This is a genomic window from Pseudomonas sp. AM4(2022), assembly GCF_036346515.1.
Classification (GTDB): Bacteria; Pseudomonadota; Gammaproteobacteria; order Pseudomonadales; family Pseudomonadaceae; genus Aquipseudomonas; species Aquipseudomonas paracarnis.
This window is the reverse complement of record NZ_JAOTNW010000010.1, coordinates 196,677-221,085: the sequence shown is the minus strand read 5'-3', so window position 1 is coordinate 221,085 and position 24,409 is coordinate 196,677. Positions and strand designations below refer to the sequence as shown.

23 protein-coding genes are annotated in these 24,409 nt (G+C 62.0%); 19 read left to right on the top strand and 4 right to left on the bottom strand.

Going from position 1 to position 24,409, the window contains the following annotated elements; all coding sequences use genetic code 11:
• Positions 1-88: 88 nt before the first annotated feature.
• The 14 genes from ODQ19_RS16205 (at position 89) to madM (ending at position 15,204) form a co-directional block, all read left to right on the top strand.
• The gene (locus ODQ19_RS16205; RefSeq protein ID WP_330210622.1) at positions 89-5,908 is read left to right on the top strand and encodes an Hpt domain-containing protein; all 5,820 of its coding nucleotides are present in this window, start codon (positions 89-91) and stop codon (positions 5,906-5,908) included.
• The gene (locus tag ODQ19_RS16200) at positions 5,901-6,356 is read left to right on the top strand and encodes a chemotaxis protein CheW (protein ID WP_003195048.1); all 456 of its coding nucleotides are present in this window, start codon (positions 5,901-5,903) and stop codon (positions 6,354-6,356) included. Before ODQ19_RS16205 ends, ODQ19_RS16200 begins: the two co-directional genes overlap by 8 nt.
• A 240-nt stretch (positions 6,357-6,596) precedes the next feature.
• Entirely contained in the window at positions 6,597-6,980 is a 384-nt protein-coding gene (locus ODQ19_RS16195) for a polymorphic toxin type 44 domain-containing protein (RefSeq protein ID WP_044269533.1), read from the top strand.
• Entirely contained in the window at positions 6,958-7,377 is a 420-nt protein-coding gene (locus ODQ19_RS16190; protein ID WP_330210621.1) for a hypothetical protein, read from the top strand. Before ODQ19_RS16195 ends, ODQ19_RS16190 begins: the two co-directional genes overlap by 23 nt.
• A 198-nt stretch (positions 7,378-7,575) precedes the next feature.
• A complete protein-coding gene (locus tag ODQ19_RS16185) occupies positions 7,576-7,809 on the top strand; it encodes a DUF6124 family protein (RefSeq protein WP_330210620.1) in 234 nt (77 codons plus the stop codon).
• Between the two features lie 265 nt (positions 7,810-8,074).
• Positions 8,075-9,745, top strand: a complete 1,671-nt coding sequence (gene mdcA, locus ODQ19_RS16180) for a malonate decarboxylase subunit alpha (RefSeq protein WP_330210619.1) — start codon at positions 8,075-8,077, stop codon at positions 9,743-9,745.
• Entirely contained in the window at positions 9,746-10,579 is an 834-nt protein-coding gene (locus ODQ19_RS16175) for a triphosphoribosyl-dephospho-CoA synthase (protein WP_330210618.1), read from the top strand.
• Positions 10,579-10,878, top strand: a complete 300-nt coding sequence (locus ODQ19_RS16170) for a malonate decarboxylase subunit delta (protein WP_014720312.1) — start codon at positions 10,579-10,581, stop codon at positions 10,876-10,878. Before ODQ19_RS16175 ends, ODQ19_RS16170 begins: the two co-directional genes overlap by 1 nt.
• Positions 10,871-11,713 carry a biotin-independent malonate decarboxylase subunit beta gene (locus tag ODQ19_RS16165; protein WP_330210617.1) on the top strand — a complete coding sequence of 281 codons (843 nt, stop codon included), beginning with the start codon at positions 10,871-10,873 and terminating at the stop codon, positions 11,711-11,713. The genes ODQ19_RS16170 and ODQ19_RS16165 overlap by 8 nt, the downstream gene beginning before the upstream one ends.
• Positions 11,710-12,480, top strand: a complete 771-nt coding sequence (mdcE, locus tag ODQ19_RS16160) for a biotin-independent malonate decarboxylase subunit gamma (protein ID WP_330210616.1) — start codon at positions 11,710-11,712, stop codon at positions 12,478-12,480. Before ODQ19_RS16165 ends, mdcE begins: the two co-directional genes overlap by 4 nt.
• Positions 12,474-13,070 (top strand): malonate decarboxylase holo-ACP synthase, encoded by a 597-nt coding sequence (locus ODQ19_RS16155; RefSeq protein WP_116667677.1) that lies wholly within the window; start codon positions 12,474-12,476, stop codon positions 13,068-13,070. Before mdcE ends, ODQ19_RS16155 begins: the two co-directional genes overlap by 7 nt.
• Positions 13,067-13,966: a malonate decarboxylase subunit epsilon gene (mdcH, locus tag ODQ19_RS16150; RefSeq protein ID WP_330210615.1), complete on the top strand. Its 900-nt coding sequence runs from the start codon at positions 13,067-13,069 to the stop codon at positions 13,964-13,966. Before ODQ19_RS16155 ends, mdcH begins: the two co-directional genes overlap by 4 nt.
• Positions 13,967-14,033: 67 nt before the next feature.
• Positions 14,034-14,438, top strand: a complete 405-nt coding sequence (gene madL / locus ODQ19_RS16145; protein ID WP_046069910.1) for a malonate transporter subunit MadL — start codon at positions 14,034-14,036, stop codon at positions 14,436-14,438.
• A gap of 1 nt (position 14,439) precedes the next feature.
• Positions 14,440-15,204, top strand: a complete 765-nt coding sequence (madM, locus tag ODQ19_RS16140) for a malonate transporter subunit MadM (protein ID WP_046069909.1) — start codon at positions 14,440-14,442, stop codon at positions 15,202-15,204.
• A 58-nt stretch (positions 15,205-15,262) separates the two neighbouring features.
• Here the strand turns inward: madM and ODQ19_RS16135 are convergent, their stop codons facing one another.
• A complete protein-coding gene (locus ODQ19_RS16135; RefSeq protein ID WP_003195021.1) occupies positions 15,263-16,177 on the bottom strand; it encodes a LysR family transcriptional regulator in 915 nt (304 codons plus the stop codon).
• Between the two features lie 145 nt (positions 16,178-16,322).
• Here ODQ19_RS16135 and trhA point away from each other — a divergent pair, with 145 nt between their 5' ends.
• Positions 16,323-16,940, top strand: a complete 618-nt coding sequence (trhA, locus tag ODQ19_RS16130) for a PAQR family membrane homeostasis protein TrhA (protein WP_072445582.1) — start codon at positions 16,323-16,325, stop codon at positions 16,938-16,940.
• Here the strand turns inward: trhA and ODQ19_RS16125 are convergent.
• Entirely contained in the window at positions 16,921-17,844 is a 924-nt protein-coding gene (locus tag ODQ19_RS16125; RefSeq protein ID WP_330210614.1) for a LysR family transcriptional regulator, read from the bottom strand. The two genes, trhA and ODQ19_RS16125, sit on opposite strands and share 20 nt — an antisense overlap.
• Positions 17,845-17,948: 104 nt before the next feature.
• On the opposite strand from ODQ19_RS16125, the gene ODQ19_RS16120 reads away from it, so the two are divergent.
• The 4 genes from ODQ19_RS16120 to ODQ19_RS16105 all read left to right on the top strand — a co-directional run bounded on the left by ODQ19_RS16120 (position 17,949) and on the right by ODQ19_RS16105 (position 21,841).
• The gene (locus ODQ19_RS16120) at positions 17,949-19,190 is read left to right on the top strand and encodes a D-amino acid dehydrogenase (protein WP_330210613.1); all 1,242 of its coding nucleotides are present in this window, start codon (positions 17,949-17,951) and stop codon (positions 19,188-19,190) included.
• Between the two features lie 120 nt (positions 19,191-19,310).
• On the top strand, positions 19,311-20,552 hold the full coding sequence (locus ODQ19_RS16115; RefSeq protein WP_330210612.1) for a D-amino acid dehydrogenase: 1,242 nt from the start codon (positions 19,311-19,313) through the stop codon (positions 20,550-20,552).
• Positions 20,553-20,562: 10 nt separating this feature from the next.
• Positions 20,563-20,913, top strand: coding sequence for a RidA family protein (locus ODQ19_RS16110; protein ID WP_116667683.1), 351 nt, complete (start codon positions 20,563-20,565; stop codon positions 20,911-20,913).
• Positions 20,914-20,938: 25 nt separating this feature from the next.
• Positions 20,939-21,841: a transporter substrate-binding domain-containing protein gene (locus ODQ19_RS16105; protein WP_330210611.1), complete on the top strand. Its 903-nt coding sequence runs from the start codon at positions 20,939-20,941 to the stop codon at positions 21,839-21,841.
• 61 nt (positions 21,842-21,902) lie between these two features.
• On the opposite strand, the gene ODQ19_RS16100 is transcribed toward ODQ19_RS16105, so the two are convergent.
• The gene (locus tag ODQ19_RS16100; RefSeq protein WP_330210610.1) at positions 21,903-22,622 is read right to left on the bottom strand and encodes a 16S rRNA (uracil(1498)-N(3))-methyltransferase; all 720 of its coding nucleotides are present in this window, start codon (positions 22,620-22,622) and stop codon (positions 21,903-21,905) included.
• Between the two features lie 138 nt (positions 22,623-22,760).
• Positions 22,761-24,167 carry an adenosylmethionine--8-amino-7-oxononanoate transaminase gene (locus tag ODQ19_RS16095; RefSeq protein ID WP_032902293.1) on the bottom strand — a complete coding sequence of 469 codons (1,407 nt, stop codon included), beginning with the start codon at positions 24,165-24,167 and terminating at the stop codon, positions 22,761-22,763.
• Between the last annotated feature and the right edge of the window lie 242 nt (positions 24,168-24,409).

Genomic DNA, 24,409 nt, shown 5'->3' with positions numbered 1-24,409 from the left:
ATACGCCCTGAAGAACGCCACAGTCCAATGGTGGGAGCTCCATTGTTTGTGAGATACCAGCAACTCATGAGTTCTAAGCGGAGCAGTTATGGTTGATCGGCACGACTATGTGGCCCTCGAATGGGTCAAGGGCGATATTGCCGAAACCCTGAAACAGGCCCGTTCGGCCCTGGACGCGTACGTTGAAACCCATGACGACGACGCTCTAAACGAATGCCTGGCCGGTATCCACCAGGTGCATGGCGCGTTGCAAATGGTCGAGTTCTACGGCGCGGCGCTGCTGGCCGAAGAGATCGAGGAACTGGCCCTGGCACTACAGGCTGGGCACGTCGGCCAACGCGATGAAAGTATCCGCCTGCTGCAACAAGCCCTTGGCCAACTGCCGCTGTACCTCGAGCGCGTGCACAGCGCCCGCCGCGACTTGCCGCTGGTGGTGCTACCGCTGCTCAACGACCTGCGCAGCGCCCGGGGTGAGAGCCTGCTATCGGAAACCAGCCTGTTCAGCCCGCAACTGCTATCGATCGAGCCGTTGCCTGAGCAAGCCCTGGCCCAACGGGCAACGCCGGATCTGCATGAACAGTTGCGCCAATGGCGCCATCTGCTGCAACAAGCCCTCGCCGGGTTGCTGCGTGAAGACCACGGCCCCAGCAACCTGGAAGACATGGCACGGGTGTTCGCACGCCTTGAAGCGCTGTGCCAGGGTGCGCCGCTGCTGCCGTTGTGGCAGGTCACCTCGGCGCTGGTCGAAGGCATGCTCACTGGCGTGGTCGCCAACAGCCCGGCGTTGCGCAGCCTGCTCAAGGCCAGCGATAAACAACTCAAGCGCTTGCTGGTTCAAGGCATCAATGGCATCAACCAGCCGGCGCCGGACGAGTTGCTCAAGAGCCTGTTGTTCTACGTCGCCAAAGTCACCCGGCCGACGCCGCGCATGCAGAGCCTGAAGGAACGCTACGGTTTGGACGAAGCCTTGCCCGACAGCGCCGTGGTCGATGCTGAACGTGCACGGCTGGCCGGGCCGGATCGCAATGCCATGGGCTCGGTGCTCGGCGCGTTGTGTGAGGAGCTGGTGCGGGTCAAGGAACGCCTGGATCTGTTCGTGCGCAGTGATCGCCAGCACACTCAAGACCTCGACCCATTGCTGGCGCCGTTGCGGCAGATCGCCGATACCCTTGCGGTACTGGGTTTCGGCCAGCCGCGCAAAGTGATCATCGACCAACTCGCGGTGGTGTTGAGCCTGGTCCAGGGGCAGCGCGAACCCAATGACGCGGTGTTGATGGATGTGGCCGGCGCGTTGCTCTATGTCGAAGCGACGTTGGCCGGGATGATCGGCACTGTCGAACCGCAAAGCCGTGAAGACAGCCGCTTGCCCACCACCGACCTGACCCAGATCCATCAGTTGGTGATTCGTGAGTCGTGCCAGTGCTTGCGCCAAGCCAAGGAGCTGGTGATCGACTGCATTGAGGCTGATTGGGATCGTCAGCGCCTGGAGTCCTTGCCCGAGCTGCTGAGCCAGGTGCGCGGTGCCCTGGCGATGATTCCCTTGCCGCGTGCGGCGAGCTTGATGCGCGGTTGCACCGATTACGTCGACGAGCAATTGATGATCAACCAGGCCGCTCCTTCGGCGGCTCAACTGGCGCATTTCGCCGAGGTGGTCAGCAGCCTGGAGTATTACCTCGAACGCATGCTCCAAGACCCTGACGCGGCGGGGGAAAAAGTGCTGGAGTTGGCCACCCAGGGCTTGAATGCATTGGGCTACCTGCCGGTGGAAAAACCCTGGCGCCAGGCCCTGGTCGCGCCCGAGGGGGCACTGTCCTCCGAGGCCTCGCCAAACCTATCCCAGTTCGATGCCTTGGCCAGCCCTGCATCACGTCTCAACCCTCCGGCCTTGCAGCGTCCAGGCAGCCTGTTGCCGCCGCCGGCCGGTGAAGAACCGATTGACGATGAGCTGCGCGAAGTCTTCCTTGAAGAAACCGATGAAGTCCTCGACGTGTTGCATCGCTACCTGCCCGACAGCGCGGACAAAACCGCCCAGGGCGAAATGCGCCGCGCCTTCCATACCCTCAAGGGCAGTGGCCGGATGGTGCGGGCCCTAGTGCTGGCCGAGCTGGCCTGGGCCGTGGAGAACCTGCTCAATCGCGTGCTGGAACGCAGCGTAGTCCTTGGCCCTGAGGTGCAGCAGGTGTTGGATGAGGCCGTGGCCCTGCTGCCGGAGCTGATCGCCGATTTTGCCAGCGACGACCAACGCCAGCGCGATGAAGTCGACGCCTTGGCCGCCCGTGCCCATGCCCTGGCCAGTGGCGCTGCAACGTCGGCCAACGAGCCCCATGACCCCATGCTGCTGGAGATCTTCCGCAACGAGGCCCAGGGACATCTGGACAGCCTCGACCACTTCTTGCAACAGGCCGCCGAGCAGGTGCCGCTGCAGGTCAGCGATGAACTGCAACGCGCCTTGCACACCCTCAAGGGCAGCGCCTACATGGCCGGCGTGTTGCCCATCGCTGAACTGGCGCGCCCGCTGGATCACCTCACCCGTGAGTACAAGGCCCACCGTGTGCCGCTGGGCAAGGACGAAGTGGCGTTGTTGCTTGAAGCACAAGGGCTGTTCCAGCGCGGGGTGCGTGACCTGGACAACAATCCCCTGGCGCCGATCCACGGCGCTGCCAGCGTGATCAGCCGCACCCAACACCTGCTGGAGCATCAACTTGCCGCCTTGCTCGACGCGCCCACGGCCGGCCTGCGCGTCAAGCGTGACCCGCACTTGATCACCAACTTCCTGGCCCAGGGCATGGACATCCTGCTCGACGCCGAAAGCCTGCTGCGCCGCTGGCAGCAGCACCCCGGCGACCGTCAGGAGCTCACGGCATTGCTGGACGAGCTGACTACGTTGGGCGAGGGCGCGCACCTTGCCGACCTGCACCCTATCGACGCGTTGTGCGAGGCCTTGCTCGACCTGTATGGCGCGGTAGAAGAAAGCAGCCTGGCGGTCAGCGCCCGGTTCTTCCACGAGGCTGAACAGGCCCACGACGCGCTGATCAACATGCTCGACCAGTTGGCCGCCGGCCAGGAAATCAGCCCCGCGCCTGCACGTCTGCAGGCGTTGCGCGCGTTGCTGGACGAAGCCTTGGACCCGTCCTCCACGGGCCTGATCAAAAGCGACGGCAGCCGCACCCTGAGTATCTCCGAGTTGGGCGCGGCCACTGCGCAGTTGGATCACGCCGCCGCGATGGACGACGAGATTGTCGAGATCTTCCTTGAGGAGGCCGTAGACATCCTCGACAGCGCCGGCCAGTCGCTCAAGCGCTGGTTACTGGAACCCGACAGCGCTGCGCCCTTGTCCTCGTTGCAGCGGGATCTGCACACCCTCAAGGGCGGCGCGCGCATGGCCGAAATCGACCCGGTGGGCGACTTGGCCCAGGAGCTGGAATGCGTTTATGAGGGGCTGGTGGACCGCCGCTATAGCTACTCTGTCGAGCTGTCCCAGGCACTGATGGCCAGCCACGAACGCTTGGCCCAACAGTTGGACGAACTGCAACAGCAGCAACCCTTGAGTGACGGTGCCGAACTGGTCGAAAGGTTGCGGGAATTGCGCCAGGCCAGCAGCCCGGCAGCTCCGGCTGCGGTGGCGCCAGCGTCGGGTGCCGACCCGGAGTTGCTGGATATCTTCCTCGAAGAAGCCGCCGATATCCTCGACAGCTCCGGCAGCGCGCTCCTGCGCTGGCAGGCCGAACCGGGCAGTCGCCAGGAAGTGGAAACCCTGCTGCGGGACCTGCACACCCTCAAGGGTGGTGCACGCATGGTCGAGATAGGGCCGATCGGCGATCTGGCCCATGAGCTGGAATTTCTCTACGAAGGGCTGTCCGCCGGTTTGCTCGCGCCGACCCCTGAACTGTTCGCACTGCTGCAAGGCTGCCATGACCGCCTGGCGCAGATGATCGACGCCGTGGCCGAGGGGTTGCCGGTGGGTTCGGTGGATAAACTCATCGAGCGCATCAAGAGCCTGGTGCACCCCAGTGATGAGCCGGTCACACCGGTGGCGCTGCCGGCTGGCAAGGCCGAAGCGGTCGCCGACCCGGCTGCCGACATGGTGAAAATCTCCGCCGACTTGCTTGATGACCTGGTCAACCTGGCCGGCGAAACCTCGATCTTCCGTGGGCGTATCGAGCAGCAAGTCAAGGATGCGCGCATTGCCTTGAGTGAGATGGAAACCACCATCGAGCGCATGCGCGACCAACTGCGCCGGCTCGACAGCGAAACCCAGGGCCGCCTCTTGAGCCGCCAGCAAGCCGAGGCCGAACGCCTGGGCTACGAAGAATTCGACCCGCTGGAAATGGACCGCCACTCGCAGCTGCAACAGCTGGCCCGTGCGCTGTCCGAATCTGCCTCCGACCTGCTCGACCTCAAGGACACTCTTGAGCGCCGCAACCAGGATGCCCACAACCTGCTGCAGCAACAGGCGCGCATCAACACCGAATTGCAGGAAGGCCTGATGCGCACGCGCATGGTGCCTTTCGAGCGCATGTTGCCACGCCTCAAGCGCATCGTGCGGCAAGTGGCGGGCGAGTTGGGCAAGGACGTGGAGTTTATCGTCGGCAATGCCGAAGGCGAGATGGACCGCAATGTGCTGGAACGCATGGCGGCCCCCTTGGAGCATATGCTGCGCAACGCCGTCGACCACGGCCTGGAATCGCGCGAAGTGCGGCTGGCTGCGGGTAAACCGCAGAAGGGCCGCATCACCCTGGACCTGACCCACGAAGGCGGCGACATCGTCTTCGACATGCGCGACGACGGCGCGGGTGTGCCCCTCGAAGCGGTGCGACGCAAGGCGATCAAGCGCGGCCTGCTCGCGCCCCATCAAGAGATCAGCGACCGTGACGTGTTGCAGTTCATCCTGCAACCGGGCTTTTCCACCGCAGAAAAAATCACCCAGATTTCCGGGCGCGGCGTGGGCATGGACGTGGTGCATGAAGAAGTGCGCCAGCTCGGCGGCTCCATGGTGATCGACTCGACGCCGGGCATGGGCGTGCATTTTCGCATTCGCCTGCCGTTTACCGTGTCGGTCAATCGTGCGTTGATGGTGCACTGCGCCGACGACCAATACGCGATTCCCCTCAACACCATCGAAGGCTTGGTGCGCGTGCTGCCCCACGAGTTGGCGGGGCACTACCAGCAAGACCCAGCGCACTATGAATATGGCGGCCAGCGCTACGAGTTGTTCTACCTCGGCGACCTGCTGCACACCGCCAGCCGCCCGAAACTGCTGGGCCAGTACCAGCCGGTGCCGGTGCTGCTGGTGCACTGCAATGAACGCCGCGTGGCGGTGCACGTGGATGCCATGGCCGGTACCCGCGAGATCGTGGTCAAGGGCCTGGGGCCGCAATTCTCCGGGGTGCAGGGCGTGACCGGCGCGACCATCCTGGGCGACGGCCATGTGGTGCTGATCATCGACCTGCTGGCGCACATCCGCGCCCGACAACCGGCCTTGCCGGCCCAGGCGGTGGATGCGCCGCTGATCCTCAACGACCCACTGAAAAAACGCCCGCTGCTGGTGCTGGTGGTGGACGATTCGGTCACCGTGCGCAAAGTCACCAGCCGCCTGCTGGAGCGCAACGGCATGAACGTGCTCACCGCCAAGGACGGTATCGACGCACTCGCCATCCTGGAAGAACACACCCCGGACCTGATGCTGCTCGACATCGAAATGCCGCGCATGGACGGCTTCGAAGTGGCCATACAGATACGCAACGACCCACGCCTGATGCGCTTGCCGATCATCATGATCACCTCACGCACCGGCCAGAAACACCGCGACCGCGCCATGGCCATTGGCGTCAACGACTACCTCGGCAAGCCGTACCAAGAGTCGGTGCTGCTGGAAAGCATCGCCTACTGGAGCAAGTCCCATGCTTGAGCACCGCACCAGCCAACTCACCGGCCTGCTACTGCCCTTGGCCGACCGCCATCTGGTGCTGCCCAACGTTGCCGTGGCCGAACTGATCGACTTCCAGCGCGGCGAACCGGCCAGCGACGCACCGCCGTGGTATCTGCGGCAAGTGACCTGGCGCGATCGGCAAATTCCGTTGATCAGCTTTGAGGCGGCCTGCGGCGAAGCCAGCATGACGGGCGAACGCTCACGCATCGTGGTGTTGAATGCACTGGGCGGGCGGCCGACATTGAAATTCATTGCACTGGTGATCCAGGGCATTCCCCGCTCGTACAAGCTCGATAGCGAATTGAGCTACGTGGACGTGCCGCTGTGCCCGCTGGAACTGGCGGCGGTGCAAGTGGGCGAGCAGGTGGCGAAGGTGCCGGACTTGATGGGGCTTGAAGCGCTGCTGGTAGAGTCCGGCCTGGCCTGACTGATCGTTCCCACGCTCCGCGTGGGAATGCCGCCGGGGACGCTCCGCGTCCCGCCAGTCAGAACAAGGGCGACGCAGAGCGCCACAGGATGCATGCCCACGCGGAGCGTGGGAACGATCAGTTATGTCGGAATAGGGTGGAGTTGCTGTAGGCGAGTTCTGAATTTGGAATAGGCGGGTTTTCAGGCCGTAGTGCAGTGGCTAGTTTCTGCACTCCTCACTGCCAGCAAGGACTCGCAAATGGCCGTACCGTTAATGCCGCCCGGTGTTTCAATTCTTGAAAACATGGCGATATCCAACTGCAAACGCATTCATCTCAAGCCCGGCTCGGCATTCGCCTATTCCTGGTTTTACTCCCAGGTCCGTGCGGCCGGCCCTTGGAACTACAAGAAGCAGGGGCGTCAGTACGAAGCTTTTGGTAACTTCAATTACGGTGCCACGGGCACGGTGCTGGGCATTCCCGAAAATGTGTTGCTGCGAGCCGCCGGTGTGGCTCAAACCGTCGCCAGAACGACTCGTCCGGATTTTGGATCATGGTGGGGCGGTGAGCCTTTTGGTGACGATCCACGGGACCAATATTGGATAAGAAGAGGTATCGAATATGCCATTTCGCAAGGCCACTAAGCGCCTCATACCTGTTCTGCGTAATTGCCTGCTTGTGATCTGCCTGATCTATATCGGCGGCAGTTGGGTTCTGTCGCCCGGAACACCGGACCTGGATGAAGTGGTGTTGAAGCATTCCCTGGGCAACGGTATGTCGATCTATGGTGCGCGAGATGGCCAAGGTGGCGCGACGGTGGGGTTTTCCTACAGGTACTACGTGCATAAGGATTTGGGAAGTGATCAGGAAATACTCAGCGCATTAGTGTCTGCACCTCCTTTTCTCAAAACAAAAGAGCCAGATGTTCAAGTCAATAATGTGGGTGGCGCCCTGCATCTGGTTATTCAGGGAGAAGTGTATGAGTACCACAGTTATGCGTTGGAGGGCCTGGGGAAGGTCAGGGTGATGATGGTGTTGTGATGGACCGGCGCTCAGATTTTTCCTGCAAGATGTCGGGCTGTGCATGAACTTGTTGTGATTGATCATCGCGCCTAGTCTTCGTCCCGTCATCGCAAAAAACGGTGACACGGACGTGCAAGTCCGAGAAATCTGTTTAGGCGCACAAGACGCCTAGATCCAAAGGCGTTCCTTACTGATCCATTTTAGGAACCGAACATCATGTCGAAGTCATCTTCCAACCGTTTCACCGTAAACCCCCACCAAGACACCGAAACCCTGCTGGTCAACGCCAGCGAAACCCTGTCCTCCCTCAACGCACTCACCTGCCACCTGGCTTTCGACCTGGACACTTCCCAGCGCGCCATCATGCTGGGGATCCAGCAAATGGCAGAGTTGGGGCGGTTGCTGATCGATAGGGCGCTGGAGCAAGTCAGCCCATCGCCAGCAACTTGAAACGGTCCCAAAAAGGGACCTATCGTTCCCTCTTTGGAGCCGCTATCTAACCAACACCACCGACCAATGTGGGAGCTGGCTTGCCTGCGATGGCGGCCTGTCAGTCAACATCTCAGTAGCTGACCTACAGCTATCGCAGGCAAGCCAGCTCCCACAGTTTGATCTTCGTTACTCCAGGCGTAACGGTTCGTCCTCCAGCTTGATTGATGCCCTTGCGCTTCACTCCTAAGGTAAGCCCCACGACAGCAAACCCCGTGGAGCGACCATGACAACAACCATCACCCCCGACTCGCGCTGGACGCGGCGGCGCGACGAGAAGCAGCGGCGGCTCGGGCTGGTCAAGAAATACGCAGACGGGGCGGTGTTGCCCAGTGACAAGATCGTCGAGGCCCTTGAAGCCTTGATCCTCCCCGGCGACCGCGTAGTGCTGGAGGGCAACAACCAGAAGCAGGCCGATTTCCTCTCGCGCTCCCTGGCCAAGGCTGACCCGACCAAGCTCCACGATTTGCACATGATCATGCCCAGCGTCGGGCGTTCCGAGCACCTGGACCTGTTTGAAAAGGGCATCGCCCGCAAGCTCGACTTCTCCTTCGCCGGCACCCAATCCCTGCGCATCAGCCAGTTGCTGGAAGACGGCCTGTTGGAAATCGGCGCGATCCACACCTACATCGAACTCTACGCACGGCTGGTGGTGGACCTGATCCCCAACGTGGTGCTCTCGGCGGGTTTCATGGCCGACCGCGCCGGCAACATCTACACCGGCGCCAGCACCGAAGACACGCCAGCACTGATCGAGCCTGCCGCCTTCAGCGATGGCATCGTCATCGTGCAGGTCAACCAGTTGGTGGATGACGTCACCGATTTGCCCCGCGTCGACATACCCGCAAGCTGGGTGGATTTCGTGGTGGTGGCCGACCAGCCGTTCTACATCGAACCGCTGTTCACCCGCGACCCACGCCATATCAAGCCAGTGCATGTGTTGATGGCGATGATGGCGATCCGTGGCATCTACGAAAAACACAATGTGCAGTCGCTCAACCATGGCATAGGCTTCAACACCGCTGCCATTGAATTGATCCTGCCCACCTACGGCGAATCCCTGGGCCTCAAAGGCAAGATCTGTCGCAACTGGACCCTCAACCCACACCCCACATTGATCCCGGCGATCGAAAGCGGTTGGGTAGAAAGTGTGCATTGCTTCGGCACCGAACTGGGCATGGAAAACTACATTGCCGCACGCCCGGATGTGTTCTTCACCGGCCGCGATGGCTCGATGCGCTCCAACCGCATGTTCTGCCAGCTCGCCGGCCAATACGCCGTGGACCTGTTTATCGGCGCCACCCTGCAAGTGGACGGCGACGGGCATTCCAGCACCGTGACCCGTGGCCGCCTCGCCGGTTTCGGTGGCGCGCCGAACATGGGCCACGACCCACGCGGCCGCCGCCATGGCACGCCGGCCTGGTTGGATATGCGCCACGACGATGCGCCCGAGGCCTTGCTTGAGCGTGGCAAAAAACTCGTTGTGCAAATGGTCGAGACGTTCCAAGAGGGCGGCAAACCCACCTTCGTCGACACCCTGGACGCGGTGGAAGTGGCCCGCAAAAGCGGCATGCCCCTGGCGCCAATCATGATCTACGGCGACGACGTCACCCACTTGCTCACCGAAGAAGGCATCGCCTACCTGTACAAGGCGCGCTCCCTGGAAGAACGCCAGGCAATGATCGCCGCCGTCGCCGGGGTCACCGCCATCGGTATGCGCCACAACCCCAAGGACACTGCGCGCATGCGCCGCGAAGGCTTGATTGCCTTGCCCGAAGACTTGGGTATTCGCCGAACCGACGCCACCCGCGAGTTGTTGGCCGCCAAGAGCGTGGCCGACCTGGTGGAGTGGTCCGGTGGCCTGTACAACCCGCCCGCCAAATTCAGGAGCTGGTAAATGCGCGCGCTCAAACAGCATGAACTGAGCCTGGCCGATCGCCTGGCGGATATGGCGGTCGATGCGCTGATCGACGAAGCGGATTTGTCGCCCAAACCCGCCTTGGTAGACCGGCGCGGCAACGGCGCCCACAGCGATTTGCATCTGGGGCTGATGCACGCCTCGGCGCTGTCGCTGTGGCCGATGTTCAAGGAAATGGCCGAGGCCGCGCTCGACATCGGCGAAGTCGGCCTGCCTCTGCGCGAAGCGCTCGGGCGTATTGGCCGGGAAGGCGAGCAGGCCATGCTCGCCACCACCCAGGGCGTGAACACTCATCGTGGTGCGATCTGGGCGCTGGGGTTGCTCACCGCCGCGGCGGCCTTGGAACCCCGCTCCATAACCCTGACTGCCGCCAAACTGGCGCTGCTCAACGACCACTTCGCCCCGCGGCCCATGAGCCATGGCGCCCAGGTCGCCCAGCGGTACGGCGCACGCGGTGCCCGTGAAGAAGCGCAGCTCGGCTTCCCTTCGGTGACTCAACGCGGCCTGCCGCAACTGCACAAGAGCCGCCGCGAAAACGCCGGTGAACAGAACGCCCGCCTGGATGCTTTGCTGGCGATCATGACGGACCTGGCGGACACCTGCGTGCTCTACCGCGCCGGTACCGAAGGCCTGGCCACCATGCAACAGGGCGCCCAGGCCGTGCTCGACGCCGGTGGCAGCGCAACCCTGGCCGGACGCCGCCAATTGCATGAGCTGGACCTGCAACTGCTGGCCTTGAATGCCTCCCCCGGTGGCGCCGCCGACCTGTTGGCCGCCTGCCTGTTTATCGACCGCCTCGACGGAGCGTTGTGATGGAAACCTTATCCTTTGAATTCCCTGCCGGGCAGCCCCCCAAAGGCCGTGCGCTGGTGGGTTGCGTCGGCTCGGGCGACCTGGAAGTGCTGCTGGAACCGGGCACGCCCGGCACCTTGACCATCCAGGTGCAAACCTCGGTCAATGGCGCGCAGCAACGCTGGCAGCACCTGTTCGAACGCATCTTCCAGGAGCAGACGCCACCGGCCCTGAACATTGATATCCACGACTTCGGTGCCACGCCCGGTGTGGTGCGCTTGCGATTGGAGCAAGGTTTCGAGGAGATCGGCCATGACTGACTTACTCGCTAAACACAGCTTTGTGGAACTCGGTGCCCGGCAGCGCGCCAAGGCGCTGTTGGATGCGGGCACCTTCCGCGAGTTGATCGACCCGTTCCAGCGGGTCATGTCGCCGTGGCTCAGCCGCCAAGGCGTGGTGCCCCAGGCCGATGACGGGGTGGTGATCGCCAAGGGCAGCATCGGCGCCAAGCCTGTGGTGATTGCCGCGATCGAAGGCAACTTCCAGGGCGGCAGCCTGGGTGAAGTCGGCGGCGCGAAAATCGCGGGCGCCTTGGAACTGGCCGCCGAAGACAACCGCAACGGCATTCCCACCTGCGCCGTGCTGCTGTTGGAAACCGGTGGTGTGCGTTTGCAGGAAGCCAACCTGGGCCTGGCCGCCATTGCCGATATCCACGCGGCGATTGTCGACCTGCGCCAGTACCAGCCGGTGATCGGCGTGGTGGCCGGCAGTGTCGGTTGCTTTGGGGGCATGTCCATCGCGGCTGGCTTGTGCAGTTACCTGGTGGTCACTCGCGAAGCACGCCTGGGCTTGAATGGCCCGCAGGTGATCGAGCAGGAGGCTGGCCTGGAGGAATACGACTCCCGCGACCGGCCTTTCATCTGGAGCCTCACCGGCGGCGAGCAACGTTTTAACAGTGGCTTGGCCGACCGTTACGTGGCGGACGATGTGGCGCAGATCCAGCAGACCGTCAGCGCGCTGTTGCAACAAGGGGCGTCCGAACAACCCCGCAGCCGGCGCGCTGATTTCTACCTGACGAAGCTGGCCGAACTCGACGCAACCGCGCAAATCGAACCCGCAACGGTTCGCGCGCTGTATCAGGGAGAACGCTCATGAGAGGGTTGCAGTGGTTCAACGCATTGAGCGTCGGCGCGACACTCATAGAGGGCTTGCCGGACTCATTGAAAGTCGCAGACGGCGTATTGGGTGAGCAGGCGGTGCGCTTTATCGCCGTGGTCACCGACCCGAATAACCGCTTCCCGCGTGCACGCAATGGCGAAGTCGGTTTGCTGGAAGGTTGGGGGCTGGCCAAGGCCGTCGATGAAGCCATCGCGACGGGTGACAAACGCCCCATCATCGCCATCGTCGATGTGCCCAGCCAAGCCTATGGCCGTCGTGAAGAAGCCCTCGGCATCCACCAGGCCCTGGCCGCTGCTGCAGACAGCTACGCTCGCGCACGCCTGGCCGGCCACCCGGTGATTGCGCTGCTGGTGGGCAAGGCCATGTCCGGTGCGTTTCTGGCCCACGGTTACCAGGCTAATCGCCTGATTGCCCTGCGTGATCCCGGCGTGATGGTGCACGCCATGGGCAAGGCTTCGGCCGCACGGGTGACGCTGCGCAGCGTCGAAGAACTCGAAGCCCTGGCCGCCAGCGTGCCGCCGATGGCCTATGACATCGACAGCTATGCCAGCCTGGGTTTGCTCTGGGAGACCTTGTCGGTGAGCCAGATTGAACAGCCGACGCCGGACGATGTGGTACGGGTCAGCGATTGCCTGGTGCATGCGATCAAAGATGTCGCGCAGCCTGATTTAAAAGGACGACTTGGTGCGACTAATCGCGCCGCCTCAAGCCACGTACGCCAACTGCTGCGGGAACAATGGTGAACGCCCACGATTTGCTCTGGGGCATGACCCCCGCCCATCTCCCCGCTGGCGCTCCGGCCTGGGCGCGGGACGCGCTGAGAGCCGGTCATCCAGTAGTGGTGCGGCGTGCCATTACCGAAGCGGGTCACGTGGCGGTTGGCGTACGTGGGCGTCTACGTGAGCAGCGTTATGGGGCGGTGATGCCTGTTGCTGCGGTGCAACGGCGCGTGGCGCCCGAAGAATTGCGCCAGGTGATCTCGCCACGGGATTTACCGGCGCTACGGGCGCTCCATCAACTGCGGCCAGTGTTGGCGCAGTATCACTGGGGCGTCAGCGGCAGCGCCGGATTTGAATTGGCGAGCGGCGTCGAAGCGTTGCATGCCATGAGTGACCTGGATTTGATCCTGCGCACCCCCGAACCGCTTGATCGCAACGCGGCGCGTGCATTGCTGGCGAAATTCGACACCGCACCGTGCGCCGTGGACCTGCAACTGCAAACCCCGTTTGGCGCCGTCGCCTTGCGCGAATGGGCCGGCGGATCTCGTCGTGTGCTGCTCAAAACCAGCAGTGGCGCGCACCTTGTACCCGACCCTTGGCAGGCTGTGGCATGAGCAGCCTCTTGGTGTTTGCGGGGCAGGGCGCCCAGCGCGTGGGCATGCTCCAGGCGCTATCGGCCGAGGTTCTGGAAGAAGCCAGTGATGCCTTGGGTGAAGATGTTCGCCGGCTCGATTCGGCGCAAGCCTTGGCGAGCACGCGTGCGGTGCAACTGTGCCTGCTGATCGTCGGCGTTGCCCATGCCCAGCAGTTGCGCCATACGCCTGACTACGTGGCGGGCCTGTCCATCGGCGCTTACCCGGCCGCCGTCATCGCCGGCGCCCTGGACTTCGCTGATGCGCTGAAACTGGTCAGCCTGCGTGGCGAGCTGATGCAACAGGCTTATCCACAGGGCTACGGCATGACCGCCCTGATCGGCCCCGATTTATCCACGGTTGAAGCCTTGCTTGCAGATATCCACAGCGCTGCAACTCCGGTGTATCTGGCCAATATCAACGCCGACAACCAGACCGTGATCGCCGGCAGCAATGAGGCGATGCAGCGTGTCGCCGAGCGCATCAAAGGCAGCGGCATCGCCAAGCGTCTTGCAGTGAGCGTGCCGTCCCACTGTGCGCTGTTGGAAGCGCCGGCCAAGGTGCTTGCCCAAGCGTTCGTGCCACTCAAGGCGCCGCGCATCACCTACCTGAGCAGCACGCGCGCGCGACCTATCCACAACCCTGAGCAACTGCGCGATGACCTGGCCTTCAACATGTGCCGCGTTGTCGATTGGCGCGGCACTGTGCAAAGCGCCTACGAGCGCGGTGTGCGCCTGCAGATCGAACTGCCTCCGGGCGCGGTGCTCACCGGTCTGTCACGCCGCGTTTTCGAACAAGGCACGGTGATCGCCTGCGAAGGCGCCCGCCTGGACACCTTGCAGGCCCTGCTGCAAGAGGAGGAACGCCGCCACCGATAAAGCAATACCCAAGGCTTTCGAAGCACAACAACAACAATTTCGAACGAGCACTTTGAGGACAACGACAATGATTATCTACGGTGTGGCATTGCTGGCGATCTGCACGCTTGCGGGCGTGATCATGGGTGACATGCTCGGCGTGTTGCTGGGCGTAAAATCCAACGTGGGTGGCGTGGGGATCGCGATGATCCTGCTGATCTGCGCGCGATTGTGGATGCAAAAGCGCGGCGGCATGACCAAGGACTGCGAGATGGGCGTAGGCTTCTGGGGCGCCATGTACATTCCGGTGGTGGTGGCGATGGCGGCGCAGCAAAACGTAGTAACGGCGCTGCATGGCGGCCCGGTTGCGGTGCTCGCGGCTATTGGTTCGGTGGTGGTGTGTGGTTGCACCATCGCCTTGATCAGCCGCACCCACAAGGGCGAGCCCTTGCCGCCCGAAGAGCCGCTGATTCTCGTCGCAGGAGGTCGCTGATATGTGGGACCTCATTGAAAAAGGCTTGGAGCATAACGGCCTGATTACCGCTTTCGCGTTCGTTGGCGTGGTGATGTGGATTTCCGTGGTGCTGTCCAAGCGCCTGACGTTCGGGCGCATTCATGGCTCGGCGATTGCCATTGTTATCGGCCTGGTCTTGGCCTGGGTCGGCGGCACGCTTACGGGTGGGCAAAAGGGCCTGGCGGACCTTGCGCTGTTTTCCGGGATCGGCCTGATGGGCGGTGCGATGTTGCGTGACTTCGCCATCGTCGCCACGGCGTTCGAAGTGCAAGCCACCGAGGCGCGCAAGGCCGGGATGATCGGCGTGATTGCACTGCTGCTGGGCACGATCCTGCCGTTTATTGTCGGCGCAAGCATGGCCTGGGCCTTTGGTTATCGCGATGCGATCAGCATGACCACTATCGGAGCTGGCGCTGTAACCTACATCGTCGGCCCGGTGACCGGCGCGGCGATTGGCGCGACCTCGGATGTGATGGCGCTGTCGATCGCAACAGGCTTGATCAAGGCGATACTGGTGATGGTTGGCACGCCGGTGGCGGCGCGCTGGATGGGCCTGGATAACCCGCGTTCGGCGATGGTGTTCGGTGGGTTGGCCGGCACCGTGAGTGGCGTCACAGCGGGCCTGGCGGCGACGGATCGGCGGCTGGTACCGTATGGCGCGCTGACGGCGACGTTTCATACCGGGCTTGGGTGTTTGCTCGGGCCTTCGCTGTTGTACTTCATTGTGCGTGGGTTGGTTGGTTAGGTTTGCAGATTGTGGTGTTTGATCGGGCCCAATCGGGGGCTTGCCCCCGATGGCATTCTCAAACCTGGCGATTGGCATACATCCGACACTCCGCCAACAACGCCAGCAAATTCGGATCGCGCTCCTTGGCTTTCAGGAACACCACGCCGATCTGCTGCTGCAATCGATACCTGGGCTGCAGCGGTATCAGCTTCACGCGGTTCTCATACACCGCTGCGATCCGCCCTGGCAGCAGGGCATAACCCACCCCTGAGCTGACCATGCTCAGCAAGGTGAAGATATCGTTTACCTGCATTGCCACCTTCGGCTCGAACCCGGCCTGATGGAACACCCGGTTGCCGTCCTGGTGCGTGGCGAAGCCCTGGGTGAGCGTGATGAAGGTGGCATCGCGCACGTCGGCCAGGTCGATTTCCTGATTGCGGTCCAGGGGCGAATCGGCCGGGGTGGCGAGGAAGATGTCATCGCTGAACAGCGCGATCTGCTCGCAGTCGGGGTCGTGGGCGTGTTCGTCGAGGGAGATGAGGATCGCGTCCACCTCCATGTTCTTGAGCTTGTAGAGCAGGTCGAAGTTGGAGCCCAGGATCAGGTCGATATTGAGTTCGCTGCGCCTGATTTTCAGACCCATGATCAACTGTGGCACGGTCTTGACCGTCAGCGAATACAGCGAGCCGAGCTTGAAGCGTTCGGCGGAGAACCCGGCGGCTTCGCGGGTCAGGCGCACGCTGTCGACCACGTCGGCCACCAGTTTCTGCGCACGCTCTTCGAGCACGTAGGCGCTTTCCAGCGGAGTGAGGTTGCGCCCCTCGTGTTTGAACAGCGGGCAGCGCAGGGCACTTTCCAGGGAGTGAATGGCGCGGTGCACGCTGACATTGCTGGTTTGCAGCTCGGCGGCGGCGCGGGCCAGGTTGCCGGTGCGCATGAACGCCAGGAAGATCTCCAGCTTCTTGAGGGTGAATTCTTCGTCGATCAGCATGGCCTTGGGCTCTTGTTCGATTGCGCTCGATTGTGCCCGTAAATGCGGCTGTCGTCGCCGGAACGTCATGTGCCGCTTGCACTCTGATGCGCAAGGCTGGACGCTTGTCCGCCTGTTCTTGAGGGTTACGGGAGGTCAGTGACAGATGTACCACGGGGAACGATTCAACGCCTGGAGCCATTTGCTCGGTGCAGTCGCGGCCTGTATAGGCGCCGTGTGGATGTTGGTAGTGGCGAGCCTGGACGGCAGCCCCTGGAAGATCGTCAGCGTGGCGATTTATGGCTTTACCCTGATGGTGCTGTACAGCGCGTCAACGGTGTACCACAGCGTGCGAGGCCGGCGAAAAGAGATCATGCAGAAGGTCGATCACTTTTCCATTTACCTGTTGATAGCCGGCAGCTACACGCCATTCTGCCTGGTGACCCTGCGCGGGCCGTGGGGCTGGACGTTGTTCGGGATTGTGTGGGGGCTGGCGGTGATCGGCATCCTGCAGGAGATCAAGCCGCGTTCGGAGGCGCGGATTCTGTCCATCGTGATCTACGCCGTGATGGGCTGGATCGTACTGGTAGCGGTCAAGCCGCTGATGGCGGCGTTGGGCACGGCAGGGTTTATCTGGCTGGCGTCCGGTGGGGTGCTGTACACCGTAGGCATTATCTTTTTTGCCCTGGAGGATCGCTTGCGCCATTCCCACGGCATCTGGCATTTGTTTGTGATTGGCGGCAGCCTGCTGCATTTCGTGGCGATCATGCATTACGTGCTTTGAGCTGCGCAAGGTCCAGCAACTCACGCGCCCGGGTGCCGAAAATCTGCAGCAGGTGAGCGAACATATGCGGCGGTGGCGCACCGGCGCGGGTCAGGGCGTACAAGGTGATGGGCAGCGGCGGGGTGAATGGGCGGATACAGGTGGTGGCCGTTGAGGCGCCAAGGGCCGTAAAAGGGTCGATCACGGCAAGGCCGGCACCGGATTCCACCATCGCGCGGGCCAGGGAGTAGGTCTGTACCGAGATCGTGACCCGAGGTGCGGGCTCGACATTTTCCAGGTAACCGGCAAGTTTCGCCGCCAACGGATCGGCGCTGGAAAGGCCAATTAACGGCGCTCCCGCCAGGTCCGCCAAGGGCAACGGCTGGTTCAACTCGTCGTCGCGCCAGAACCCCTTGGAGGCCAGCGCGACCAATGCGCCGTTGGCCAGCACTTGGGAGGTCAACCCTGGGTGGCCGGAGAAGTTGAGGGTCAGTGCAAGGTCGATTTCGCGCACCAACAGCTTTTGCACCAGTTCGCTGCTATGGTCGCTGGATAGCTCGCAGGTCATGTTCGGATAGTCGCGCGTCCACTCCAGAATCGCGGGTGGCAGCAAAGACAGTGCCAGTGCCGGGATCGCACCGATACGTATGCTTTGCCCTGGGTCGCGGCGCAGGCTTCTTGCCAGGCGTCGCACGCCTTGCAGGGTCTCGGTGACTTTCTCGACTTCGTTTTCCAGCGCCAGGGCTTCCGGCGTGGGTTGCAATTTGCCGCGAACCCGCAAGAACAAAGGAAAGCCCAGCTGCAGTTCGGCGTGCTGCAGCACTTTGGTCACCGCCGGTTGCGACACGTGCAGCAACTGCGCGGCTCCGCTGACGGAGCCGGTCTGCCGGATCGCCTGGAAAATTTCGATATGACGTAGACGCATAAAGCCATAACCCTGGTTTATAGACGTCCTACTTTTATTCATTGTGCAAGCCTTGTCACGCACCCTTAGTCTCGATTTAGTTTCGTGACGTGTGAGGTGACACTTTGGCAAAGCAGGTTTGTATCATCGGTGGGGGTGTGATTGGCCTGACGAGCGCGTACGCCCTGGTACGTGCGGGAATGGATGTGACGCTGGTCGAGGGGCAGAAAACCCTGGGTAGCGCCACCAGCTTCGCCAACGGCGGCCAGCTTTCCTATCGGTATGTCACGCCACTTGCGGATGCTGGCATGCCACTCAAAGCGCTCGGTTGGCTGCTGCGGGGCGAGTCGCCGCTCAAACTCAGGCCGCGCATGGACCCACTGCAGTGGCGCTGGCTCGCGTCTTTCCTGGGCGCTTGTCGTTCATCGGTCAATCACACCAATTCTCAACATCTCCTGCGCTTGGCGGCGCTGAGCCAGCAGACGCTGGAGAGCTGGCGTCATGAGGACAAGCTCGAAGGATTCAACTGGCAGCGTAACGGCAAGCTGCTGACCTTTCGCTCCTCCGAGAGTTTTGCCCAGGCCCGCCGTAAGTTGAGCGACCCTTTACAGCAGCAAGTGTTGTCGGCCGAGGACTGTCGGCGGTTGGAGCCCTCATTGAGCTCGGGCACGTTCATCGGTGGCATTTACAACCCTACCGAAGAAGCCGCTGATTGCCATGGGTTTTGCCAGCGCCTGACCGATCATCTGCAAGCCTCTGGGCGATGCCGATTCATGCTGGGAAGCAAGGTGTTGAAGATTCACGAGGCCTTTGGTTCGGTGGTGGCTCTGGAGCTCCAGGATGAAGTGCTGCCGGTGGATAACCTGGTACTGGCCGCCGGACATAACAGCCACAGCCTGAGCTTGCCGGCCTTGCATCTGCCGTTGTATCCGCTCAAAGGCTATAGCCTTACCGTGCCGATCGAAGACCAGCATACGGCGTTGAGCATCAATGTTACCGACTATGACCGCCGTACCGTCTATGCCCGTATCGGTGAGCAATTGCGCATCGCGGCAATGGTCGACATCGTCGGGTTCAACAGTGCTCCGGAGCCCAAGCGCATGGCGGTCATAAAACGCCTGGCTCGTCAGACTTTTCCTATGGCCGGGAATTATGACGCCGCTGTTGAATGGGCAGGTATGCGCCCGGCGACGCCCACTGGCCTGCCGCTGATTGGCGCCACGGCCTATCGTAATCTTTGGCTCAACCTTGGCCATGGTGCCCTGGGGTTCACCCTCGCGTGTGGCAGTGGGCAAGTATTGGCCGAAATGATCGACGCACAATCCACGTCTATCGATACACGGGCGTTTCTTCCCAAAGTGGCATGATCTTCCCGCCTAAACGCTAGCCTATAACCTTAGGTTATGGGCTGCTCCTCTTTATTCATTTTCGGCTGCCTGCCCGATGCCCCTACGCTGAGTTCTCTTAATCGACGGCTGGGGGCTGGGATGGCCAGGCAGGTTTGCATCATTGGCGGCGGTGTCATCGGCTTGGCGAGTGCTTATGCACTGGTACGAGCCGGCCATGAAGTGACGGTAATCGATGCGCGCGACAGTCTAGGCTGCGAGACCAGCTTCGCCAATGGCGGGCAGTTGTCCTATCGGTATGTCGCTCCGCTGGCTGATTCCGGCGTGCCGCTGCAGGCGATAGGCTGGCTGTTGCGCGGTGACTCGCCCTTGAAGCTGCGTCCCCGGCTCGACCCACAGCAGTGGCGCTGGATGGCGGCCTTTATCGGCGCGTGCCGGGGTTCGGTCAACAGGCGTAACGGTGCTCATCTTCTGCGCCTGGCAACCCTGAGCCAGAGTACGTTGCAGCATTGGCGCGAGGATGATCGCCTGGACGGCTTCGACTGGCGGCGCAACGGCAAGCTGGTCATGTTCCGCAGCGCCAGCACCTTCGAACATGCCCGCCGCAAGGTGACAAGTTTCCTGCAACAACAGGTGCTGTTGCCTGTTGAGTGCGCCCGCCTGGAGCCCGCATTGGCGGACGGCGGCTTTGCTGGTGGCATCTATACGCCGAACGAAGAAGTGGGGGATTGCCACGCCTTTTGCCAGCAATTAGCGACCCGCCTTCAGGCGTCGGGGCGTTGCAGGTTCTTGCTGGGGCGCAAGGTCACCGGGTTGCGCCACGCTGGCGGTGCGGTACAAGCCGTTGAGTTGGGTGACGAGGTGATGCCGGTCGAGCAGTTGGTGCTCGCTGCGGGTTATCGCAGTGCCGCGTTGGCACTGCCGGGGTTGTCGGTGCCCGTGTATCCACTCAAGGGCTACAGCTTGAGCGTACCGATTGGCGCGCAACACAAGGCGCCGAACGTAAGCATCACCGACTACGACCGCAAGATCGTCTACGCGCGCCTAGGTGAGCAACTTCGGGTCGCGGCCATGGTGGATATCGTGGGGTTCGATACCGGCCTTGAGCCTTCGCGACTGGCACTGATTAAACGCCACGCCGTAGAGACATTTCCCCTGGCTGGCGACTACCAGCACGCGCTCGAATGGGCTGGCATGCGCCCGGCCACGCCAACGGGCGTGCCGCTGATTGGTGCCAGTCGCTATCGCAACCTGTGGCTGAACCTGGGGCACGGTGCCCTTGGCTTTACCTTGGCCTGCGGCAGCGGCCAACTGCTGGCCGAGTTGATCGACCAGCGCACCCCTTCCATTGATATGCAGGGCCTGACGCCCCGCGCCGCTTGAGGATGCAGCCATGACCATTACCCGAATCAATAGCAACGAACGACTCAGCGGTGCCGTGACGTTCAAGGACCTGGTGTTCCTTTCGGGCCAGGTACCGGGCGACGGCCTGGATGTGGCTACCCAGACCCGGGAAGTGCTGGCCAGGATCGACACGCTGTTGGCCGAGGCGGGCAGCGATAAGGACCACTTACTCAACGCCACGATTTACCTGAAGGACATCGGTGCCGGTTTTGCACCGATGAATGAAGTCTGGTCCGCATGGCTCTCGCCAGGCATGGCGCCCACCCGCACTACCTTGCAAGCAGAGCTGGCGCGGCCGAGTGTGCTGGTGGAAATCAGCGTGATTGCAGTACGTAAATAACCTCAAAGTCCAACGGAGAATAACAATGAAAAAGATCCTGTTGACCGGCTGCACCCTGGGCCTTTTGTGGGGCGCGCAGGCGCATGCAACCGAAGCGCCGCTGGAGGGCACTTTGAGCAAGATCGCCAGCGCCAAGTCCATCACCCTGGGCTACCGTGATGCGTCGGTGCCGTTTTCCTACGTGGGGGATAGCAGTGGTAAGCCGATGGGCTACTCGGTGGACCTGGCAAACAAGATTGTCGAGCGTATCCAGCAGAAAACCGCAGTGGACGACCTCAAGGTGAAGTACAACCTGGTGACGTCCCAAACCCGCATCCCACTGGTGCAGAACGGCACTGTCGATTTGGAGTGCGGCTCCACCGGCGTGACGGCTGAACGGCAGAAGCAGGTGGCGTTCTCCTACGGGTTTATCTACGTGAAGGGCCAGTTGCTGACGGGCAAGGACAGCGGGATCAAAGGCTTTGCCGACCTTGCGGGCAAGAATGTGGTGACCACTGCCGGCACCACCAATGAGCGCTTCCTCAAAAGTTATAACGCTGAACACAAAGCCAATATGTTCGTGATCAGTGCCAAGGACCATGGCGAAGCGTTCAAGATGCTCGAGACTGGCCGGGCGGTAGCGTTCTATATGGACGACGCGTTGCTCTACGGCGAGCGCGCCAAGGCCAGGGACCCGCATCATTGGGTGGTGGTGGGCGAGGAGCAATCGCGGGAGATCTACAGCTGCATGGTGCGCAAGGATGACCCGCAGTTTCTGGCGGTGGTCAACGAAACCCTGGGCGATCTGTACCGCTCGGGAGAGATCAACGGGATTTACCAGCGCTGGTTCGAGCAGCCGATTCCGCCCAAGGGCTTGAACCTGGAGTTCCCGATGACCAGCGAGTTGAAGGCGATCATCGCCAAACCGGTGAGTGACCCGGTGGAGTGAGCCCGGGGTAACCCGATAAAACTGTGGGAGCAGGCAAGCCAGCTCCCACATTTGATTGGGTTTAGAAGTCGCCCCAGAGTTGTTGGGCGACGGAGAGTGCGACGACGGGCGCGGTCTCGGTACGCAGCACCCGTGGGCCGAGGCGAGCGGCGTGGTAGCCGGCACCCTGGGCGGTCTCGACTTCATTATCGGTGAGCCCCCCTTCGGGGCCGATCAGGAACGCCAGGCTGGATGGCTTGGCGTGGCTGATCATCGGCTCTGCCACCGGGTGCAGCACCAGCTTCAAATCCGCCTCGGTTTGCTTGAGCCAGTCTGCCAGCAAGAGCGGTGGGTGAATCACCGGCACCGTTGAGCGCCCACATTGCTCGCACGCGCTGATTGCCACCTGGCGCCAGTGCAGCAAACGCTTGTCGGCGCGTTCGTCCTTGAGGCGTACCTCGCAGCGGTCGCTGAAGATCGGCGTGATCGCGTTGACGCCCAGTTCAGTGGCCTTCTGGATCGCCCAATCCATGCGCTCGCCCCGGGACAGGCCCTGGCCGAGGTGAATGTGCAGGGGAGATTCGGCCTGGCCGGCAAAGCTATCGGTGAGTTGCACGGTGACGCGTTTTTTACCGACTTCCAGCAAGGTGCCACGAAACTCCTGGCCAGAGCCGTCGAACAATTGCACGGCATCGCCTTCAGTCATGCGCAGTACACGGCTGATGTAATGCGCCTGGGCTTCGGGCAGTTCGTGATCACCGAGGCTCAACGGGGTGTCGGTGAAAAAGCGGGACAGTCTCATGTCTGTTCTCTGAAGAGGTTGTTTATGTAGGAGCGAGGGGGGACGCCTAGTTCTTGCTCGCGAAAAACGTACATCCGACGCAGCGGTGCGCCTGGAATACCTTCGCGAGCAAGCTCGCTCCTACAAGGATTTCGGCAATCAACCCGGATCACGGAAGCCCGGGTGAAAATCTTTCGGCACCGCCACACTGACCTTGCTGTTGGTGGCGATATCGATCCCCTCGCTGGCCACCTCGGCCAGAAAGTCGATCTGCTCCGGGGTAATCACATACGGCGGCAGGAAATACACCACGCTGCCCAATGGCCGCAACAGCGCCCCACGCTCCAGGGCGTGCTCGAAGACCTTCAGGCCACGGCGCTCCTGCCACGGGTAGGCGGCCTTGGTGGCTTTGTCCTGCACCATCTCGATGGCCAGCACCATGCCGGTCTGGCGCACTTCGGACACGTGAGGATGGTCCACCAAGTGCGCGGTGGCGGTGGCCATGCGCTGGGCCAGGGCCTTGTTGTTCTCGATGACGTTGTCTTCTTCAAAGATATCCAGCGTTGCCAACGCCGCCGCACAGGCCAGCGGGTTGCCGGTGTAGCTGTGAGAGTGCAGGAACGCACGCAGTGTGGGGTAGTCATCGTAGAACGCGCTGTAGACATCTTCCGTGGTAACCACCGCGGCCAGCGGCAGGTAACCGCCGGTGAGGGCCTTGGACAAGCACAGGAAGTCCGGGCGGATGCCGGCTTGTTCACAGGCAAACATACTGCCGGTGCGGCCAAAGCCCACAGCGATCTCGTCGTGGATCAAGTGCACGCCATAGCGGTCGCAGGCTTCGCGCAGCAGCTTGAGGTACACCGGGTGGTACATGCGCATGCCACCGGCGCCCTGGATCAGCGGTTCGACAATGACGGCGGCAACGGTGTCGTGATGCTCGGCCAGGGTCTGTTCCATGGCCAGGAACATAGTGCGCGAGTGTTCTTCCCAGCTCATGCCTTCAGGGCGCAGGTAGCAGTCCGGGCTCGGCACCTTGATCGTGTCGAGCAGCAGCGCCTTGTAGGTCTCGGTAAACAGCGGCACGTCGCCCACCGACATCGCGGCGATGGTTTCGCCGTGGTAGCTGTTGGTGAGGGTGACGAAGCGCTTTTTGTTCGGCTGGCCGCGGTTGAGCCAGTAGTGGAAGCTCATCTTCAGCGCCACTTCGATGCAGGACGAACCGTTATCGGCGTAGAAGCAGCGTGTCAGCCCTTCAGGCGTCATCGCGACCAGGCGTTCGGACAACTCGATCACCGGTTGATGGCTGAAACCAGCGAGGATCACGTGTTCCAGCTGATCGACCTGGTCCTTGATGCGCTGGTTGATACGCGGGTTGGCATGGCCGAATACGTTGACCCACCAGGAACTGACGGCATCGAGGTAGCGCTTGCCTTCGAAGTCTTCCAGCCATACGCCTTCACCGCGCTTGATGGGCACCAGCGGCAATTGCTGGTGGTCTTTCATCTGGGTGCAGGGATGCCACAGCACCGCGAGGTCGCGTTGCATCCACTGGTTGTTCAAGCCCATCGGTGATCTCCTCGAAGCGGTCCTGCGGCGGGCGCAGGCGAAACAATCGCGCAAGCCTATGCAATGGTGGCTTGGGTCACAAGCCATTGTGGGGAAATTCGCAGTAAATGCAGGACGGTCTGTCACGTTTCCCAGGGATAGTCTTAATCCCTTGTTAATTTATGATGCCTAGCCTCTTTATCGTATTTCTCGATATTTCAAAGCAAAATTTTCCGCTTTAATTCGATAGGTAAAGCGCTAGT